The sequence below is a fragment of the Dinghuibacter sp. genome, from assembly GCF_035492835.1.
In the GTDB taxonomy this organism is placed as follows: domain Bacteria; phylum Bacteroidota; class Bacteroidia; order Chitinophagales; family Chitinophagaceae; genus Dinghuibacter.
Map to the genome: position 1 here is coordinate 36,066 of NZ_DATJIY010000024.1, position 20,207 is coordinate 56,272.

Consider the following 20,207-nt stretch of genomic DNA (forward strand, 5'->3'; position numbering starts at 1 on the left):
GAAGATACTGTGCTCCTTTTGCCGGGGATAGTCTAAACGACGAACTGCATTTGGAACCGACGAATGCCGCGTGGCCCTTTAGACCGCGGGCGCACTAACGGGGTCGGCTACGCCTACACGCTCGGCGTAGATCAACTCGTTGGGCTGTATCGCGTTCTGACGGAAGGTGTGGTCTGGGTCGAAGTAGTGACGACCGCGCGGCCATTTGCCCCGGCGATAGAACAGCCAGCCGTAGGGAAGCCTCTTCTCGTTGGCGAACTCGATGGTAGACAGGCTGTTCTTCTCGTTGTAGTCGTTGATGAAGATAAAAAAGAGTTGGGAGAGTGTCATGTCGAGGGGCGCCTTGGACGTGAAACTGGTGAGCGACGCGTCTTCGCGGCGTTTTTGAAAAACGAACTGGACCACCTCGATCTGCGACAGGTCGATGAAATCCAGGTCGGGCATCTCCTCGTTTTCGGGGTAAAACCACAGCTTGTAGCGCGCGTCGGGCACTTCCTGTAAGTAATAGAGCGCCAGTACCGCGACAAAAGGGATGGGAAAGAACAGGAGGACCGTGATAAACGCCACGTCGAGGTGCAGCCGGGTGTAAAGGATGTACATCAGGAGGCCGCCGACGAGCATGAGCTGCACGGTAAGGATGACCGAATTGCGCAGGTCGTCGACCTCGTATACCTGCCCGGAAAGGCGATACATCAGCCGCGCGTGTAGCCAGCCCAAACCCAGCATGAGCACGGCGCCCAGCAGGTACAGACCTCCCGCCGCCAGTTCGTCGATCCATTGCACGAGACCCACCGCGGCCAGCAGCACGGCTGTCACGATGGTGTAGATGATTGCCAGTCTTGGTTTTTTTTGAGCAAGCAGCTCGGTGGGCTTTGCCATTAAGCTAATATATTGAAATATCCGGTATATTTGATCATGCCCCAACGCTATTATCAGCTGCCGCTTCGACTGGACCAGGTGATTCGCAAACAGCCCCTGGCGGTTTGCAACATGAAGGACTCGATTGCGCAGAACTTGCACCTGATCATAGGTACGTACCGGGGCGAGTCTGCTTATTCACCCGATTTCGGGTGCAGCGTGTGGGACGAAGAATTTAATATTACCTTAAACCCGCGCTGGAAAGAAAATCTCTACGAAAGCCTCCGCAAGGCGATTGGCTTGTTCGAGAAGCGCTTGTCGGTCACCGACATCAAGGCGTACCTCGAAGAAAAGAGCGAGCGCACCGCCAAGGACCGTCTCATCGTCCGCAAGTCGCTCCGCATCGATATCACGGGCGTGATACGCAAGACGAACGAGCAGTTCAACTTCCGCGACCAGATGTATATTTCGCCGGTGGCGCAGCAATAAGCGCCGGGGGCGAGGGCTTCGCCGGCTCTTGCGCGGCGGCGCTGGTTCGCGGGCCCTTGCGCGGGCGGCTCATGGCGCCAGCGCGCGGGCGCGGTCGAGGTAGACGCGCGCTTCTTCCGATAAATGTACGGGCGTATAGAGGCCTACCGCGCAGACGGAGAAGAGCGCCATGGCGTCGGCCAGGCGGTCGGCGTCGAGGCGGCTCTCGAGGTATGCCTTGGCGGGGATGGAGCCGGGGTATGGGCCCTTGCCGCCGATGGCGATCCAGAGTTCATCCTGAAGAGATTTATAGAAGGCGTCGTATTGGGCGGCGGCCAGGTGACCCGCGGACCAGAAGAAGGGGTCGGCAGGGGCCGGGGTAGGTATTTTGGGGACGGGCGCGGCCGACGGCGACATGGCCGGCGGCGGCATGGCCCCGGCCCGCATGGGCTCGTTCTTGTAGGAACCGGTGAGTACCGGCGCTTCGGTGGGTTGGGGCGACGCGGAGGCGCGGCGTTTTCTGCCCCACCAGAGTGCCAGGACGAGCAGCAGGACCGCGGCAGCGAAAACCCAGATATAGGGGAAGGGCCTGGCCGGTGGTGCGCCGGCGGGCGGCGGGGGCGCGCCGGCACCGACCTCGAGGACGATCGGATCGGTTTGGAGGGTTTTGTAGGCGCGGGCGGCGGGGTCGAAATAAGTGAACGTTATGGGCGGAATCGTCTGGCGGCCGGGAAGGCTGTCGACAAAAGCGAAGTCGGTGAGGCGCGCCAGGGCGGACGGGAGGACGGAACGGTCGGTGTCCCTGACGTCGTAGGGCGTAATGCCGGCCGGCCAGCGGACGGTGGGGCGTTGCCCGGGGAGAAGGGTGCCGGCGCCGTGGAGGAGGACCTGTATATGATAAAGGCGACCGGTGACGACCTGGGTGGGCAGGTTTCCCAAGGTCAGGGTAAACGTGCCGACCGCCCCGGAGCTCCCGGCGGGCGGTGGTGGGAGCGGCAGGACGTCGAGACGCGGAGCGGCACCCGAAGCCGTCGTGTCTTTTCCGGCGGCCTTTTTATCGGTTTGGTCCATGAGGTCCTGGAGACCCGAGCCCTGGGCCAGGGGCGCCGGTTTCTTATAGGCGACGACTATCGGTGTGGTTTTTAACTGGCCCTGCACCAGCGGCAGCAGCCATTGCCGGAAGATGACCCGCGCCTCGTAAGGGCGGCCGTTGAGGGTGACGCTCCGCGTACCCGCGGTATCGACGCGGTCCGTCGGGAGCTGTGTGGCGTCGGAGAAGAAAGGGTCGATCTTGATGTGGACGTCGATCGAGCCCTTGGTGTAGACCGTGTACTCCACGAGGATGGGCTCGCCGAGGTAGCAGGAGGGTTTGTTGTACGAGACTTTTACGAAAACGGGCGCGGACGCGGCGGGCGGCGCGGGCGCTTGCGCGGTTGACGTGGGCGCGGACGGCGGCGCTTGCGCATGAACCGCCGGCGCGGCGAAGAGACTCAACCAAAGGAAACAGAGACGCATGGCGAAATATACGGCGCATTCCGGGGAATACACAACGGTGTCTGCGAACCGCGGGGAAAATCGCCGAACGACCGGCGAAGCGGCGCGCGGGCCGCGGGACGCGCGGCGGGCAAGGGGACCGCGGGACGCGAAGCGCCTAGTGGCCGCCCTTGGCGACCTCGACCTTGTCGAAATCGATACCCTGGCTCTTGAGGATGCTCTTGGCGCGGATGGCGTAGAAGGCCAGGTAGCAGAAACAGGCGACGCCGACCAGGTAAGACCACTGGATGCCCAGCGCACCGTCCGCGATCCAGCCCTGGAAGACGGAGATAAAGCCGCCGCCCATGATCATCATGATCAGGAAGCTGGAGCCCTCGCTGGTGTGTTTGCCGAGACCGGCGACGGCCAGGGTGAAGATACAGGGCCAGAGGGTGGAGCAGAAGAGGCCTACGCTGATGAAGGCAAAGGCGCTGACGGTGCCGTGGGCCAGGATGCCGATAAACAGCGCGACGATGGCAAAGGAGGAAAACAGCAACAGCTGGCGGGCGGGGTTGCCCTTGCTGAGGAGGTCGCCGACGATCATCACCACGATCACCGCGGCATAGTAGTAAAAGGAGCTATCCAGGTGACGGCCGACCAGTACGTTGATCGCCACGAAAACACCGAAGGCGATGTACGGGGTGACGAAACGCATGATCTGCTTGGCCGTGTCGCTCATGTTGAACGCGCCGACGGAGCTGGTCCAGCGGCCGATCATCAGGCTCGCCCAGTACAGGGAGATATAGGGGGCGATGTTGGAGTTGGCGACGCCCATGTTGTTCTTGAGGAAAGCGGGCAGGTTGCTGGCCGTGGATACTTCGACGCCGACATAGATAAAGATGGCGATCATACCCAGCCACAGCTGGCCGTAGTTGAGGGCGCTGCCCTTTTCGACGCTGTGCAGGAACTTGCCGCCGGCGCCCGCGGTTTTGGCGGAGTCGTCGGCTTTGGTTTCCGACTCCCCTTCGACGTGGATCTTGTTGGGGAGGTTCGATATCTTGAAGATGACGGCCACCAACAGGAAGGCGGCGCCGATGATGAGGTATGGCACCTTTACCGCGCTGATGCTGGCCGAAGCGGAGGTCGTGGTGACGCTGCCAAAGATGGCGAGGCTCACCAGGACGGGACCGATGGTGGTGCCGAAGTTATTGATACCGCCCGCGAGGCTGAGGCGTTGGGAACCCGTTTTGGGATCGCCCATGGCAATGGCCAGGGGATTGGCGGCGGTCTGCTGGAGGGCGTAGCCGATGCCTATGATAAAAAGACCGGCCAGCAGGAGCGGGAAAGACGCCGCGTTGGCGGCCGGGTAGAAAAGGACCGCGCCGATGGTGGATATGACCAGACCCAGCGCAATACCGTTCTTATACCCGATGCGGTTGAGCAGGTCCTCGCCCATGGCTTTGGAGACGAAGAAATAGATGAGCGCGCCTACCGTGTACGCCACATAAAAGCAAAAAGAGATCATCTGCGACTGTACCTGCGTCAAATTCAGGTGGTCCTTGAAAACCGGGATCAGGATGTCATTGGAGGCGGCGACAAAGCCCCAAAAGAAAAAGACGATGGTGAGGATGAAGAAAGAAGAGAGGTTGCTCTTGGCGCTGTTGGCAGACATCGGTATAGTTTAGCGATCAATGAAGCCGCTAACTTAGGCAGAATTTGTCATACGCACAAATATGGATTGGCCCAGCCGGTGGCGACTTCCTGGAGGTGGGCGAAGGCCGGATCCTCCGTGGAGGTGTCGTCGAGGCGCTCCAGGACGGCCGTTCCCCGGCAGAGATACACCGGTTGTGGCGCGGTCACGGGTTGGCTGGAGAGACGGATGGGGCCGCGGGGGCCGATAGGAGACGCGGTAGAAAGGTGAGCGACGATCTGCGTGCGCGAAAGCCGAGGGCCGGATGCGTTGAGTCCCGACAAGGCGAGACCGCTCTCATAGCCGAGCATCGCGAACACCGATGGCTCCGCGCCATGTGCCGAAAGGTAGGCCGATACGAACGCCCGGTTGCCGGGAGTGTCGAGTGACGCTATCCACGTCGAGGCAAAGGGGATGTGCTCGGCGCCGAGGAAAGGGTGGCTCGTCAGGGGCACGGAGTCGCGGATAGGGGAAGCGTCATAGTAGGACAGAAAACGTTCGGCCTCCGGACCCGACACCAGCACGTGGGAATAGGGCGGCTGCTGCTCCTCGAGGAAACGCACCAGGGGCAAGGGGTCCGCGGGGCCGTCTTCCCGGCGCATAACGTTGAGGGTTAGGGTCTCCGCGCCCGAGGCGCCAGCGCCGTTCTTGAAGCTTTCCAGGAAGTGGTAGCCGGCTTCGTAGAGCGACAGGCTCACGGCGGGCACGCCGCCATAGCGGGCCTGGGCCCATTTACCCATCGCCCACTCGCTTTTCCAGAGGTGGAGGCTGTTGTAGAACAGATACGGGGAGGAAAGGTACCGGCCGGGAAAATGACCACCGAGGTTGTGGACGATCAGCGGCGCCTGCGCCCGCTCCAGCGTGGGGAGCAGGTCGTGGAGGACGCAGTTGCCGACGATCCCCGCGACCACGTCGACGCGTTCATAAAAGAACAGCTTTTGCAACGCCTGTTCGGTCGTCTTGAGATCGCCGTTCTGGATGAACTCCGCCAGGACCGTGGGGGCCGCGGCAACCGGGGTGGCGGCCGCGGAACCCGCGGCGGCGGCGCCGCCGAGCCCTAACAAAAACCCCTGGCGGAATTCATCCTTCAGCTCCGGGAACACCCCGGAATATGGAAACAACAAACCTATTTTCATTCTACGACGATCTTAAAGAACGGATATACGACCTGGTGATCCCGGATACACACCACATTCACAATATACAACCCCGGCAGCACGTGGCTGATGTCCAGCGGGATGGTGCTGGAGTTGTTGGCCACGTCGAACTCGCCCGCCACGACCCTGCCGTGGAGGTCGAACATCGTGATCTTGGTGACGATGTAGCCTTCGCTGAGGTGGATGTAGAGCGTCCCGTGCGCCGGGTTCGGGAAGACCCCTACCCCATCGTGGAAGCCGCGCTGGTCATAGGGTTGGAGTGTATCGGACACCGGAGCGGCCGGTAGGTAGTTCATGCTGCCCGCCTGGTTGGCGGTGACGATGACGGTACCCGTGCCCGTGATGGTGAGCTGGTTCCCGGAGACGGTGGCGACCGTGGGATCGGAGGTGGTATACGTTATCGGCAACCCGGAGCTGGCGGTGGCGTTGAGCGTGATCGTCGTGCCGGTGGTCGGCGTGAATGGCGCCGGGTTCGGGAACACGATAACCTGCTCGCCCCTGTCGATCACCAGGTTCTGGTCCACTTCGGTGGCGACCGCGTAGGGCACGCCGCCCGCCTGGGTGGCGGCGATGAGGACCTGGCCGGCCGAGACGATGTGTACCATATACTGACCGGAGCCGTTCTGGTAGACGGTGGCGACGGAGTTATCCAGCGACGCCAGGGTCACGGGCAGACCGGACGAAGCCGTCGCGGAAATCGCGAAGTCTGCGTCCCCGAAGGCTTTTGCCGGCAGGCTGTTGAACGTGATGACATTGGCCAGCAGCGCCTGAACGGTCAGGGTGCCGTTGACATAGGCGAACGTATAATTGGTGGCGGCGGCGCCGGAGGGCACGATCGGGTACGTGCCGGCCGGTGATGCGGTCGTCGCGGTGGTGGTTTCCGTGGGCAGCGTGGTGAGCGACGCGGCGTTATCACCATTCACGAATCCGCTGTAGTTGACGCTGAACGCCGGGTTGGGCTGACCCTCATACCGGCTCGCGTCCGCGGCGGTCACGGTGAGCATGGCGGGACCGACGGTTACCACGCCCGGGACATAGCTGAAGGTATAGTTCGGGTCGGCCGCGCCGGACGCCGTCGAGGGATACGTGCCTACCGGCGACGCGGACGTGGCCGTCGTGGCGACCGCCGGCGGAGCAGACAACGAAGAGGCGTTATCCCCATTGACAAAACCGGCATATGATACGCCAAGCGTCGGCACCGCGCCGCCATAGGTCATCGAGGCGTCGCCGGCGGTTATGGTAAGGGCCGCGGGACCGATGGTCACCACGCCCGGTACATAAGTGATGGCATAGTTCGGGTCGGCCGCGCCGGACGCCGTGGCGGGATAGGTGCCGGCCGGTGATGCGGAGGTGGCCGTCGTGGCGACCGCGGGCGGAGCAGACAACGAAGAGGCGTTATCCCCATTGACAAAACCGGTATACGTTACGCCGATCGCGGGCACCGTCCCGCCGTAGGTCATCGACGCACTGCCGGCGGTAATCGTCAGCGCCGCGGGACCGACGGTCACTACACCCGGGACATAGTTGATGGTATAGTTCGGGTCGACCGCACCGGACGCCGTGGAGGGATACGTGCCGGCCGGCGATGCGGAGGTGGCCGTCGTGGCGACCGCGGGCGGAGCAGACAACGAGGAAGCGTTATCTCCGTTGACAAAACCGGCATATGATACGCCAAGCGCGGGTACCGCACCGCCATAGGTCATCGAGGCGTCGCCGGCGGTTATCGTGAGGGCCGCGGGACCGACGGTCACCACGCCCGGTACATAGGTGATGGTATAGTTCGGGTCGACCGCGCCGGACGCCGTGGCGGGATACGTGCCTACCGGCGACGCGGAGGTGGCCGTCGTGGCGATCGCCGGCGAAACAGACAACGAAGAGGCGTTATCCCCATTGACAAAACCGGCATATGATACGCCAAGCGCCGGCACCGGGCCGCCATAGGCCATGGAAACGCTGGCGGCGGTGATGGTGAGCGGCGCCGGGTTGATCGTGAGGGTTCCGGGGGCGTAGGTAATGGTATAGTTCGGATCGACCGCGCCCGAGGCCGTGATCGCGTAGGTCCCGGCCGGTGACGTTGCAGTGGCGGGGACGGTGAGCGCCGGACCCGCGGTGAGCGACGAAGCGTTGTCGCCGTTGACAAAACCGTTGTAGCTGACGCCCAGCGCCGGCATGGCGGCGCCATATATTTTCGACGCGTCGTTTGCGGTGATCAGCAGCGAAGCCGCGGTGATGCTATAGGTCCCGTTAACATACACGATGTTATAGTTGGGATCGACCGCACCGGACGGGGTCAGCGCATAGGTGCCAACCGGGTCACCCGTCGCAGCGGTGTTGACGACGATGGGCGGCACCGTTAGGCTGCCCGGGCCGTCCCCGTTGATGAAGCCGCTATAGCTGACCGTCAGGCTGCCGTTGGGTACCAACGGTGACCCATACACGCTGGTCGCGTTGTCTGCGGTAATGGTCAGGGTGGCCTTTTGCACCGTCAGCGTCCCGTTCACATACACGAAGGTATAGTTGGAAGAGGAGCCGCCGGAGGGTGTGATGGCATAGCTTCCCGCGCCGGAACCGGCGGTGGCGGTCGTCGATACGGTGGGTTGGGTGGTCAGGCTGGATGCGTTGTCCGAACCCACGAAGCCGCTATAGCTGACGGTCAGCGCCGGGAGGGGGCCGCCGAGGGGCATGGTCTTGTTGTCCGCGGTCACCGTAAGGGTGGCCTTGGTGACGGTCATGACGCCCGGGACATAGGAGATGGTATAGTCCGGGTCGACCGCACCGGTGGCGTTTGTGGCGTACGGGCCCACGGGCGAGGTCAGGGTGGCCGTGGTGCTGAGCGTGGGAAGCGTCGTCAGGCTGGCGGCGTTGTCGCCGTTGACAAAACCGGTATAGGTCGCCGAGAGCGAAGGGATCGGACCGCCGTAAGGCATGGACGAGCTGCCCGCGGTGATCGTCAGCGCCACCGGTGTGATCGTCAGCGTTCCGGGGTGGTAAACAAAGGTATAGTTGGCGTCGACCGCGCCCTCGGGCGTGGCCGGATAAGTGCCGGCGTGCGAGGCCGGCGTGGCGGCGATACTCACCGCGGGTAGCACTGTCAGGCTGGAGGCGTTGTCCCCGTTGACAAAGCCGCTATAGGTCACGCTAAAGGTCGGGAACGCGCCGCCGTAGGACATGGTCTCGTCGTTTGCCGTGACGTCGAGCTGTACGGGGGTAACCGTCAGCGTACCGGGTATATAATTGAACGTATAGTTATTGGACACGCCGCCGGCGGGCGTAACGGCATAGGTGCCTACCGGGGAAGACGCCGTGGCGGTCGTTGTCGCCGTGGGCGCCGTAGTCAGCGAGCCCGCGTTGTCGCTGCCGATAAAACCGGAGTAGGTCACGCCGAGCGCCGGGACCGCCGCGCCGTAGGGCTTGGTGGGGCTGGACCCCGTAACGGTAAGGGTGGCCTTGCCCACGGTCATCGTACCGGGGACGTACGAAATGGTATAGTTCGCCGCGGCCGCGCCGGTGGCGGTGATGGGATAAGCCCCCGCGACGGACGCCGGGGTGGCGGTGGTCGACAAGGTGGGCTGCGCGGTGAGCACGGAAGACGTCTCGCCGTTGACGAAACCGCTATACGTGGCGGTCAGCGTGGGCACGGCGCCGCCGTAGGTCATGGAATTATCGGCCGCCGTGATGGTCAGCGACGCCTTGTTTACGGTCAGCGTACCGGGGGCGTATGTAATGGTATAGTTCGGATCGACCGCCCCGGAAGCCGTGATGGCGTAAGTGTTCGGTGCCGAAGTCGCCGTAGCCGGCGTCGAAAGAGTGGGCTGGGTCGTCAGCGAGGCGGCCACGTCCCCGTTAACCAGGCCGCTGTAGGACACCGTAAGGACCGGCACCGGTCCGCCATAAGGCATCGACTGGTTGACCGCGGTGATCGTCAGCGCGGCGGGGGTAACCGTCAGGGTTGCGCTGTTGACGTAGGATATGCTGTAGTTTGGGTCGACCGCGCCGGAGGCCGTCAGCGAATAGCTCCCGACGGGCGACGTTGCGGACCCCGTAGACGTGACGGTGGCCTTCGTCGTAAGGCTGTTGACGTTATCGCCGTTGACAAAACCGCTGTAGGATGCCGTAAGCGTGGGCATCGCGGCGCCGTACGCCTTCGTTTGCGGATCGGCGGTCACGGTCAGGGGTACTTTGTCGACGACGAACGTGATGTTGTTGGTCTTGCTGAAGGGCGAACCCGTGCCCGTGGTGACGTCCTGGGCCGTAACCGCGACGGAATACGTGCCCGCGGCCGTCGGCTTGCCGGACAGAACGCCCGTGCCGGCGTTGATCGTCATGCCCGGCGGAAGACCTGCCGCCGTATAGGTATAGGGCGCGTTGCCGCCGCTGGCCGTGAAGGTCACCGGGGTGTACACGCTCCCGTAGGTCGCATCCGACAGCGTGGTCGGGCTGAGCGAAATGTTCGGTGGGGCAACGGTAAGGCTTACCGCGTCGGCGCCGCTGGTCTGGGCGGTCGCGTCGGTGGCCTGGACGCTGAAGTTGAAGGTGCCGACGGACGTCGGCGTGCCGGAGAGCGCCCCGGTACCGCTTAAGCTCATGCCGGGGGGCAACGAGCCGCTGACTTTGGCGAAGGAATAGGGCGCCGTGCCGCCGGTCGCGGTGAAGTTCTCGGTGGTATACGAAACCCCGGCGGTAGCGTTGGACAAGGCCGGGTTTATTACAGACATGGGTACGAGGGTGACGTTGTCGATACCCACCTGGGCGATCAATCCGCCCGGCGTCGATCCGTCGGAGATAACAATCGTTACCTTGTCGATGCTGTTGAAGCCGGTCGTGACCGTTTTCCAGTTGAGGGAGGTTCCCGGAAACGCGGAAGTAACGGGCGAGCCTACCTGGACCCCGGAACGATAGCCCGTCAACACGAACTGGACGTTGTCCCCGGCCGTCACCACCGAGCCCCACAAATCGATGCTCTGCAGGTTGAAGGTGGAGCCGTCGTCCGACGACAAGTCTATTTCGGTGAGGCTGGAGGTGGCGCTGCCCGCCCGCTGGGCATGAAGGTACCCGTTGACGGTATTCGGCGGGACGGGGGAGCCGTTGCCGCTGCCGCCCGATACGGACAGCGAAACGTTGGCCGCGGAAGCGGTCACCGTCACGTCGAAGCCGGTGCTGAAAACATTGGTGGCGGTAGCGGGACTGGCGACGCCGGAAAGGACCGGCGTGGCGGTCGTGGAATTTCCGTCAAAACCGGTCACGCCGACGGTCGGCGCTACGCCGGGTCGTCCAATGGCGGGCGCCTGGCTCCGCAAGGGTTTCCCCTCCCGGTGGCCAGGCGCGGCCAAGGTGATGTTTATAAATAAGATAGCGAGAACGCTAAAAATGGTCTTATGGAAAGCATTAGGGTAGAGTTGGTTCATAAGCATCACTTTGGGGCCAGTGGAAAAGGAGGGAGCAGGTTTTGCCCCCTAAATTTAGTTTCTGGACGGGAAAACGCCTACCAAAGCGATTTGAAAATTTATGGCCAGGTAGGGTTGGATAATAGAAACCGGGATATTGCCGCCCGTGAGTCCCGTATTGCCGGCAACGGTAGTTCCGGCGGTGTTTACAGCCACGTTCGGAGTGCCATTGGAATACAGGTTGACGGTGTCGGTGGAAATCGGGTCATACGGAGCGCTGATCGTGTTGGTCCCGCTGGCGGCCGTGTTGGCGGTCGCCTGGTTGTTGGAGACGTTGATCGTCACGCTCAGGGCGGGTACGGTGTGGGAGTGCTGGGGCAGGTTGTTGGTGATCAGGCTTACTCCTTCGGAGCCGCCTTTCTGACCGATCACGTAAGGGCTCAGGCCGATACCGTTGCCCATCCCGATGGGGACGCGTCCCTGCATGTCGGGAAGTTGGAAGTTGGAGGTGCCGTTACCGCCGTAATACGTGCCGATGATTGAAAAAAGGGCCGTGTAGGCAGAGATCGGGAGCGTTTGCCCGTTGCAGAGAGCCCAGCCTTTGATGGCGAAATTTCCACCAAACATGATGATTGACGCGAGATAATAATCCATGGTGTCCTTTATTTTTGTTTTTATGAAAAAATATCTGCTATTGTTAATCCCGGTTATCTGGCACGTACATGCACAGGACACCCTCCCCGTCATACGAATGAATCAGGTTGCATTTGACAGTAAGGGGCCTAAAATGGCTGTAGTAGAATCGGGCTATGCCCTACCCTCGTCGGCGCGCTGGGACCTGCTGGACGGGGACGGCAAGGTTATACCGGGAAGCGCGGTTAAAGGTACGGATCGTCTGGATAACTGGTACCCGTTAAAATACGTATATGTGTCGGATTTTTCCCACATCGATCGGCCGGGGTCCTATCGTCTCAGGCTGACATGGTCGGCCCATGAGGTCTTATCGGACCCCTTTATTATAGGCGAGGGGGAGCTGGCCAGCCTCACGATCCCGTCCATCCTCCATTATTATAGGCGACAACGCGCCAATACCCCGGTGGAATGGGCAACGGACGCGCATATCCCCCTTTTTGGGAGCAACCGGACGGCCGACATGCGCGGGGGCTGGTGCGACGCCTCGGGGGACGTGAGCAAGTATTTTTCCCACCTGGCGTACGCCAACTTCATGTCGCCGCAGCAGACGCCGCTGGTGACCTGGTCCCTGGCTTCCGCCCGCGAAAGCGCGCCCCGGCTGCTCCGTCGCCTGGGGGTCCTGGATTCCATCACCGACGAGGCCCTTTGGGGCGCCGATTATATGATGCGGGCGCTGTCGCCCGACGGCTATTTTTATATGATCGTCTTCAGCTACTTCAATAAAGACCCGAACGCCCGGCGCGTGGTGGGGTTGCTGGCCAACAGCGTCACGACCAGCGACTATGCGTGCGCCTTCCGGGAAGGCGGGGGGATGGCGATCGCCGCGCTGGCGAGGGTCTCCCGGTGGAAAAAGGACGGCGCCTTTACCTCGGCGCAGTACCTGGCCGGCGCCGAACGGGCGTTTGCACACCTGATGGTCCATAATACCGAGTACGATGATGACCACCGGGAAAACATCATCGACGACTATGGCGCGCTGATGGCGGCTACCGAGCTGTGGCTGGCTACCGATTCGGCGGTGTACCGTTCCGCCGCGCGGCAACGCGCGGCCAACCTGGAGGCGCGGCTGAGCCCGGCGGGGTATTTTATAGCCGACGGCGGGTCCCGCCCCTTCTGGCACGCCTCCGACGCCGGTCTGCCCGTGGTCGCCCTGGCGCGCTACCTCCGCGCCGAAACGGACCCCGCCCGCCGCGCGTCCGCGCTGTCGGTCATCAAGGCCTCGATCGACTATGAGCTCCGCGTGACGGGCGACGTCAGCAATCCATATGGTTATGCCCGGCAGACCTTCCGCTACCGGGACAGCATACGCGAGGGTTTTTTTATTCCCCACGAGAATGAAACCGGCTGGTGGTGGCAGGGCGAAAATGCCCGGCTGGCGTCACTGGCGACCGCGGCGCTGGTCGGAGGGCGGCTGGTGGACGGAGGCGTGGTGGCGGATTCGGTTGTCGTCTACGCGCAGCGGCAGCTGGACTGGATACTCGGGGGCAACCCTTACGGGGTTTGTTTCCTGTACGGGTTCGGCTCGACCAATGTGCCCTATATGCACTCCAACTTCGGCCACGGCTCCGAGCGCGGCGGGATCTCCAACGGGATCACCGGCGTGGGGCCCGACGGCGGCGGGATCGCCTACAAGACCGAGGACAACGGGAACGAATGGCGCTGGACCGAGCAGTGGATACCGCACGCGGCGTGGTTCCTGCAGGCGGTCGCGGCGCTGGCGGATGAGGGGCATGGGCCCTAAGGGGCGCTCGCCGTTCGGCCGGAAGTGCTACCTTTCATATATGAAGGCGCTCAAAATCATTGTCGCGGTGCTGGTGCTGGCGGTGGCGCTCATCTTTATCACCGGCAAGACTTATCTTTTTAAAACCGTGTGGTACAACTTCGCGGCGATCGACGACTATAAACACTTTACGAACGACACGGTGGCGACGGCGCGGCCGCAGCCTTGGCCGGTGGATTTCCTGGCGCTCCCCTACCCCGACAGCCTGGACCGCGAGCTAACGGAGCTGAAGACCGTCGCGCTCGTGGTCATCGACAGCGGGACGCTGCGTTTCGAACGGTATTGGGGCGGCTATGGGGACTCGTCGTTTTCGGGGTCGTTTTCGATGGCCAAGAGTATCGTCAGCTTATTGATCGGCGTGGCGGTACGCGAAGGGCGTCTTTCCATCGATACGCCGGTGCGCTCGTTTATCCCTTCCGTCGATCCCCGCGTTACGATCCGGGACCTGCTGACGATGAGCAGCGGGAGCGACTGGGACGAGTCGTACGCCAACCCGTTCTCCGCGACGGCGGAGCTCTACTACGGCAGCGACGCTTACGCGGTAGCGACGCGCGTCCATACCGTCGTCACGCCGGGTACCCTCCACCGTTATAAGAGCGGGGACACGCAGCTGCTGGGTATCATTTTGCAAAAGGCCTATGGGATGAGCCTGGCGTCTTTAGCTTCGCAAAAACTCTGGCAGCCGCTCGGCGCGGAGCATCCCGCGCTGTGGAGCAATGACCACCCGGGCGGGTTTAATAAGGCCTATTGCTGTTTCAACTCCAACGCCCGCGACTTCGCGCGGCTGGGTCAGCTGATGCTCGACAGCGGGTGTGTTCACGGGGTCCGGCTCATCGACTCCGCCTACTGGGCGGCGTCTACGCGTCCCTGCGGCATCCCCGATGAAACTGGTCGGTCCTGCGACTATTACGGCTACCAGTGGTGGCTGGACCCGGTTCACCCCGGTGTCTTTTATGCCCGCGGGATACTGGGGCAATATATCATCGTGATACCGTCGAAGCGACGCATTATCGTGCGGTTGGGGAAGAAGCGGTCGCCGGTGCAGGTACATACGGTCACCCGGGAAGTCCGCGACCTGGTGGACTGGGGACTGGCGATATAGGCAACAAATCGGGAAGCTTGTCCGTTTCGTAAATAGTATTTTAGCCTATGGCACGACGTCGTCTCATCCAGGAAAAACATCCGCTGGCGATCCGCTGGTTCCACTGGATCAACTTCCCCATCCTCTTCCTCATGATCTGGAGCGGGCTCCTGATCTATTGGGGGAACGACGTGTATTCGATCACGTTGTTCGGGCACCGGTACTACCAGTTTTTCCCGCCCGCCATTTACCGGCTGTTGCACATACCCTTCCGGCTGGCGGAGGGGATGGCGTTCCACTTCCTTTTTATGTGGGTGTTCTTTTTGAACGGGCTGGCGTATGTGTTGTATACGGCTATCTCCGGGGAATGGCGGGACCTGCTGCCTCGCCAGTCTTCGTTCCGGGAGGCCTGGCTGGTGCTGCTGCACGACCTGCACCTGCGCAAGGGCATGCCGCCTCAGGGGAAGTTCAACGCGGCGCAGCGGATCGCCTATTCGGGGATCGTGTTTATGGGCCTGGGGTCTATCCTAACGGGGCTGGCCATCTACAAGCCCGTGCAGCTCTACTGGCTCGTCTGGTTGTGCGGGGGGTATCATGTGGCGCGGATCATACACTTTATACTCACGCTTTGTTATTGCCTCTTCTTCGTGGTGCACGTGATACAGGTGATCCTGGCGGGGTGGAATAATTTCAGGGCGATGGTGGCGGGGTTCGAGGTGTTCAAGCCGGCGCAGTCGCCGTTGACGACGACCCCGGCGCCGCTGAAACCGTTTGACCGCCCGGTGGCCTTTTCGGTGACGGAATCGTCTTTGCGGCGGCGGAGCTTTATCTCCTTTGGGATTTTTGCGGGGGCGGGGCTCGCGGGGCTTGGGGCCTGGAAATGGTTGTATAATTCGCCGGTCGAGCAGCCCGGGGTCACGAAGGGCGCGCGCGGGCCTTTGCGTACCGTGCTGAACGAGAACGAGCGGATCTTCCGGGGGATTTTCAGCACGCGCCACCCGGTCCGGACGTATCCGCTGTCGGAGGCAGCCCATCCCAACAGGGTGCGGATGACGGGGGACTACGGTTTGCGGTCGCCGCTGCCGGACTGGAAGCTTTCCGTCGCGCGCGCGTCCGGGGAGATACTGTCGCTGGACATCGCCGAGATCATGACGCTGCCGCGGACGGAGCTCACCTATATGTTCAAGTGCGTGGAGGGCTGGGATCAGATCTCCAACTGGGCGGGGGTGCGGTTTTGCGACTTCGTCGAGCACTACCATCTTACGGCCGAGGCGGCGATGGGGTACGTCGGATTCGAAACGCCCGACAAGGCCTACTACGTCGGTATCGATATGCCCAGCGCCCTCCACGAGCAGACGCTGCTGGCCTGGGAAATGAAGGGCCGGCCGCTCACACAGCAGCACGGCGCGCCGTTGCGGCTGATCATCCCCGTGAAGTATGGGATCAAGAACCTCAAGCGGATCGGGACGATCGCTTTTAGCGATACGCGGCCGCGGGATTACTGGGCGGAGCAAGGGTATGACTACTACGCGGGGTTGTAGTTCACGGCCGGGCGGGCCGTTACGAGGCGAGAACGCCGCCCATGACCGGATCGGAAATGGAGTCCTTACCGGTTTCTACGCGGCCCGCGAAGCGGGCCGTATACTCCGCGCCAATCCTTACGCTCACGTCATACCAGCCCTGCGTCGTGTCGAGGTCGACCGCGCCGCCCTTCTCCAGATGGAATTGTTTGTTGTTCTGGCCATAGCCGTGGTCGGTTACCGTTACGTCCAGCGGGTCGCCAGTCTCGAAGACGAGGCTCAGACCGCCGCTACGCGTGTAGGTTGCCATGACTTTCACATCCGGGTCCTGCGCGTTTCCTTTGAATTCGCGGTAAAACCCGTTGGGTCCGTAGACCCGTAAGTGGTACGTCCCGCCGGCGAAGTGCGCCAGCGGGAAGCGGTCGCCAAGGCTGTCGTTTGTAGCGACGGCGTACGACCACGTCTTGACGGGGGACATCACGGGGGCTCCTTCGGGTTTGCCGTGTACGCGGGGCGTTTGCAGGTATTCGCCGGGGGCATAGACGCTGAAGGGCGCGCCGAGCGAATGGCTGCCCGTGCGGAGCGTAAGCACGAACTCGCCGCTGGGCTTGTCCAGGTATCCGTCGGCAAAAAGCTCGTAGGCCAGGGCGTTGGAGGGGCGGGTGCCTTTTTCCTGGAAGGGGACATACGGAAGACCCGGCGCCTGGGGGAGACCGCGGAACTGGGCCTTGTGGATGTCCTCGATGACCCGGTCCTTGTCCTGGAAGGGTGGTTCGGTTATCCGTTCACCGTTATAGGGGCGGAAAACGGAGGTGAGGTCGCCGGCGACGGTGCGGCGCCAGTCGGTGATATTGGTCTCGACGATGTGCTTGTTCCATTTTTGTGCAATGAAGCTTTCCAGGAATCGCAGGCTGGAGGTATGGTCGAACACTTCCGAGTTCACGTACCCGCCCTTCGTCCAGGGCGACGCGACCACGAGGGGCACGCGGAAACCCAGGCCGATCGGGCCTTCGCGGGGCTCGGTGGCGGGCTTGAAGTCCTGGTCGTAGTAGACCCATTCGGGCGTGGTGTCGATGCCCCTGGAGACCTTGCCGGTGTCGTCCCGGTGCGGGTGCGGCGCGACGAAGGGCGGCACGTGGTCGAAACTGCCGTCGTTCTCGTCATAGGTCAGGATAAAAATGGTTTTTTTCCAGACCTCGGGGTTCTTCGTCAGGATATCGAGCGCCTCGGACACATACCAGGTGCCGTACCAGGCGGAGCCGGGGTGGTCGGAATAGTGCTCGGGGGCGACGAGCCAGGAGACCGCGGGGAGCTTGCCTTCTTCGACGTCCTTGCGGAACTGGTGGAGCGTGTCGCCCTTCGGCACTTCCACGGTCCGCCGGGTCTGACCGTCGGTGTACGTGAGCGATGTCAGCTCGCGGTAGTGCGGGTCGTTTTTATTCGTGGTAAAGGCCTTCTCGTGGAGGTTTTTCTCGTGCTGCGTCAGGGCGTCCCACGCCGCATCGGTGTACCCCGCGTCGGGTTTGTGGCGCCGGTGGCTCTCCGCAAAACGGATGCGGTATTGCGTGAACCACTCCAGCGGGTTGTCGGTAAAATTGGCCAGCCAGGGGTCCTGTTCGCCGGTGAACCCGGAGTCGATGCTGACTTCGTTCTGGTATACCTTCCAAGAGATACCCGCGGCTTCGAGGCGTTCGGGGAAGGTAGTCCACCCGGCTTCGTAGGGATAATCGGTCTGGTCGTTATAGACACGGGCGGGGTCGTTCTTGTCGGCTCTTATGGCGCCCGTCCAGAAATACAAACGGTTGGGCGTAGTGCCCGTGAGGGACGAGCAGAAATTCTGGTCGCAGACCGTGAAGGCGTCTGCCAGCGCGTAGTAGAAGGGGATGTCTTCGCGGTTGTAATAGCCCATGGTCATCGGGAGCTGCGGGAACTCGCCCTTCTTCACGTCCAGCCAGCGGTCCATCTTACCCTCGTTGCGGGCGTCGGTCTGGTTGGACCAGGAGTGCGGGAGGGAGCTCATCCAGGTGGCCTTGGTATCCTTGATGTCGAGACGGAAGGGCGGGAAGGTCTGGCCTTCGTGGTTGGTCTGTAGCCAGATGGGGTTGCCGTTGGGGAGCGTGATCGCGCGGGGGTCATTAAATCCACGCACGCCGCGAAGCGTGCCAAAGGTGTGGTCGAAGGACCTGTTTTCCTGCATCAAAAAGACGACGTGCTCCGCGTCGAGGTAGGTGGAGCCTTTGTCGGGATTGATGGCCAGCGCGCGTTGCAAGGGTTCCAAAAAGGCGAGACCGCCACCGAGGGCTACCGCTTTTTTCAAAAATTCTCTCCGGTTATCCATAGACCGCCGAAGCTAGGGGAAATTTGCTATTTTCGATGTTATGCAATTCAGAACATTTGGAAGAACCGGTTGGCGCGTCAGCGAAATGGGTTACGGCATGTGGGGCCTGGCCGGATGGACGGGCAATGACGACGACGAAACCTCCCGCGCGCTCGATTGCGCGGTATCATTGGGATGTAATTTTTTTGACACGGCCTGGGGATATGGGTCCGGGCATTCGGAACAGATCCTCGGCGGTCTGCTCCGTCGGTTTGGATCGGAGCGTTTGTATGTGGCTACGAAAATCCCCCCCAAGAATTTCAAGTGGCCGTCACAACGGGGTTATTTATTATCCGATTGTTTCCCGCCGGACCACATCCGCGCCTATACCGAAATGAGCCTGCGCAACCTGGGCGTCGAGACCATCGACCTCCAACAGTTCCACGTCTGGGAAGACGCCTGGGCGGCTGACGAGAGCTGGCAACGCGTGGTCGGGGACCTCAAGCGCGAGGGCAAAATCCGGGCGATGGGCGTGAGCGTGAACCGCTGGGAGCCGTCGAACGTGCTGGACACGTTGCGCACCGGGCTGATCGATACGGTACAGGTTATTTACAATATTTTCGACCAGGCGCCCGAGGATGAATTGTTCCCTTTGTGCGAGGCGCTGAACATCGGGGTGATCGCGCGCGTACCCTTCGATGAAGGGACCCTCACGGGGACCTTTAGCAACGACACGGTCTTTCCCGCGTCCGACTGGCGCAGCACCTACTTTGTCCCGGAGAACCTGCGCTCCAGCGTGGCGCACGCCGATGCATTGCGTCCGTTGATCCCGTCCGGCATGACGATGCCGGAAATGGCGTTGCGGTTTATCCTCTCCCATCCATCGGTCCACACCGTCATCCCCGGGATGCGCAAGGTCCGCAACGTCCAGGCCAACATGGCGGCGGCCGACGGGCGCGGGTTGCCGGCGGCGCTGCTGGAGGAGCTGCGCGGGCACCGGTGGGATCGGACGCCGACGGAGTGGTCGCAGTAGCGGGCGTGGGCTTCATGGCGCGGGCCGCTCAATAGGTCATCGCCGGCTGGCTCCGCTTCAGCTGGTGGTACGTCGTACTGCCGTCCGAGGTGAAGTAGAGGCTCTCGCGGGTACCGGGGCGGATCAGGAGCGACCCGCCGTCGGCGCGCGTCTCGACGCCCTCGGGGCCGGCAATGGCGCCGGCGTAGGAGACGCGAAGCGGGAGGCCGTTCTCGGCCCGGATCTGGTTTTCGACGTGCGTCGCGTAGAGCTCCGCATAGGGGACGCGTATGAACCCACCCTGCTGGGTGTTGAGCATCCGCCACGTGCGCCGGTTGACGGTCCCATTCCATACATCGATGATGTGCGCCAATTCATGCGCCAACCCGACATACGCGGGACGTTCGCGGCCGCCGGCCTGGTCCGGCGCGCTATCCGTGCAGTCCGGGTTCCAGTGGATATAGGCGCCGTCGTCCATGTCGGCGTCGTTGTGGTTGCCGTAGGCGATCTCGATCGTCCGGCCGCCGTTCTCCAGCCTGTCGATCAGCGCGCGTCCCTTCGGGCCGCCCGCGGCAATGCGGTGCAGCGCTTCGGCGAGCTTGGCTACAAACGGGTCGGGGCCGTGATACGCCTGACCGGCGGAGTCGACGAAATCATCCACGCCGGGGTCGTAATGCAGGTCGTCCGTCAGGACTACAGACGTTCCATCGACAAATCGCTGGCTAAACTTGACCACCGTGGCAATGCCCGTATGGGCGGACGCGCGTGGCGCGG

13 protein-coding genes are annotated in these 20,207 nt (G+C 62.4%); 5 read left to right on the forward strand and 8 right to left on the reverse strand.

What is annotated here, in order from left to right; all coding sequences use genetic code 11:
- Positions 1–78: 78 nt before the first annotated feature.
- Positions 79–879, reverse strand: a complete 801-nt coding sequence (locus VL547_RS02470) for a TssN family type VI secretion system protein (RefSeq protein WP_325574819.1) — start codon at positions 877–879, stop codon at positions 79–81.
- A gap of 36 nt (positions 880–915) precedes the next feature.
- Here VL547_RS02470 and VL547_RS02475 point away from each other — a divergent pair, with 36 nt between their 5' ends.
- Complete coding sequence (locus VL547_RS02475; protein WP_325574821.1) at positions 916–1,347, forward strand: GPW/gp25 family protein; 432 nt, start codon at positions 916–918, stop codon at positions 1,345–1,347.
- Positions 1,348–1,416: 69 nt separating this feature from the next.
- Here VL547_RS02475 and VL547_RS02480 read toward each other — a convergent pair whose 3' ends face one another.
- From VL547_RS02480 to VL547_RS02500, 5 genes are all read right to left on the reverse strand, one after another.
- Positions 1,417–2,841, reverse strand: coding sequence for a hypothetical protein (locus VL547_RS02480; protein WP_325574823.1), 1,425 nt, complete (start codon positions 2,839–2,841; stop codon positions 1,417–1,419).
- Between the two features lie 136 nt (positions 2,842–2,977).
- Positions 2,978–4,471 carry an MFS transporter gene (locus VL547_RS02485; RefSeq protein ID WP_325574825.1) on the reverse strand — a complete coding sequence of 498 codons (1,494 nt, stop codon included), beginning with the start codon at positions 4,469–4,471 and terminating at the stop codon, positions 2,978–2,980.
- 47 nt (positions 4,472–4,518) lie between these two features.
- Positions 4,519–5,610 (reverse strand): ABC transporter substrate-binding protein, encoded by a 1,092-nt coding sequence (locus VL547_RS02490; protein ID WP_325574827.1) that lies wholly within the window; start codon positions 5,608–5,610, stop codon positions 4,519–4,521.
- Positions 5,611–5,621: 11 nt separating this feature from the next.
- Positions 5,622–11,051: an MBG domain-containing protein gene (locus tag VL547_RS02495; protein WP_325574829.1), complete on the reverse strand. Its 5,430-nt coding sequence runs from the start codon at positions 11,049–11,051 to the stop codon at positions 5,622–5,624.
- A 54-nt stretch (positions 11,052–11,105) separates the two neighbouring features.
- The gene (locus tag VL547_RS02500) at positions 11,106–11,684 is read right to left on the reverse strand and encodes a phage tail protein (protein ID WP_325574831.1); all 579 of its coding nucleotides are present in this window, start codon (positions 11,682–11,684) and stop codon (positions 11,106–11,108) included.
- Positions 11,685–11,781: 97 nt separating this feature from the next.
- Between VL547_RS02500 and VL547_RS02505 the strand changes: the two genes are divergently transcribed.
- From VL547_RS02505 to VL547_RS02515, 3 genes are read left to right on the forward strand one after another with little or no spacing between them, the layout of a single operon-like run.
- The gene (locus VL547_RS02505) at positions 11,782–13,464 is read left to right on the forward strand and encodes a glycoside hydrolase family 9 protein (protein WP_325574843.1); all 1,683 of its coding nucleotides are present in this window, start codon (positions 11,782–11,784) and stop codon (positions 13,462–13,464) included.
- Positions 13,465–13,504: 40 nt separating this feature from the next.
- Positions 13,505–14,605, forward strand: coding sequence for a serine hydrolase (locus tag VL547_RS02510; RefSeq protein WP_325574833.1), 1,101 nt, complete (start codon positions 13,505–13,507; stop codon positions 14,603–14,605).
- A gap of 47 nt (positions 14,606–14,652) precedes the next feature.
- Positions 14,653–16,125, forward strand: a complete 1,473-nt coding sequence (locus VL547_RS02515; protein ID WP_325574835.1) for a molybdopterin-dependent oxidoreductase — start codon at positions 14,653–14,655, stop codon at positions 16,123–16,125.
- Between the two features lie 19 nt (positions 16,126–16,144).
- On the opposite strand, the gene VL547_RS02520 is transcribed toward VL547_RS02515, so the two are convergent.
- Positions 16,145–18,442: a phosphocholine-specific phospholipase C gene (locus VL547_RS02520; RefSeq protein WP_325574837.1), complete on the reverse strand. Its 2,298-nt coding sequence runs from the start codon at positions 18,440–18,442 to the stop codon at positions 16,145–16,147.
- Between the two features lie 40 nt (positions 18,443–18,482).
- Here VL547_RS02520 and VL547_RS02525 point away from each other — a divergent pair, with 40 nt between their 5' ends.
- Positions 18,483–19,454 carry an aldo/keto reductase gene (locus tag VL547_RS02525; protein WP_325574839.1) on the forward strand — a complete coding sequence of 324 codons (972 nt, stop codon included), beginning with the start codon at positions 18,483–18,485 and terminating at the stop codon, positions 19,452–19,454.
- Positions 19,455–19,482: 28 nt separating this feature from the next.
- Here the strand turns inward: VL547_RS02525 and VL547_RS02530 are convergent.
- The coding region (locus VL547_RS02530; protein ID WP_325574841.1) for a M91 family zinc metallopeptidase at positions 19,483–20,207 on the reverse strand (725 nt) is incomplete at its 5' end.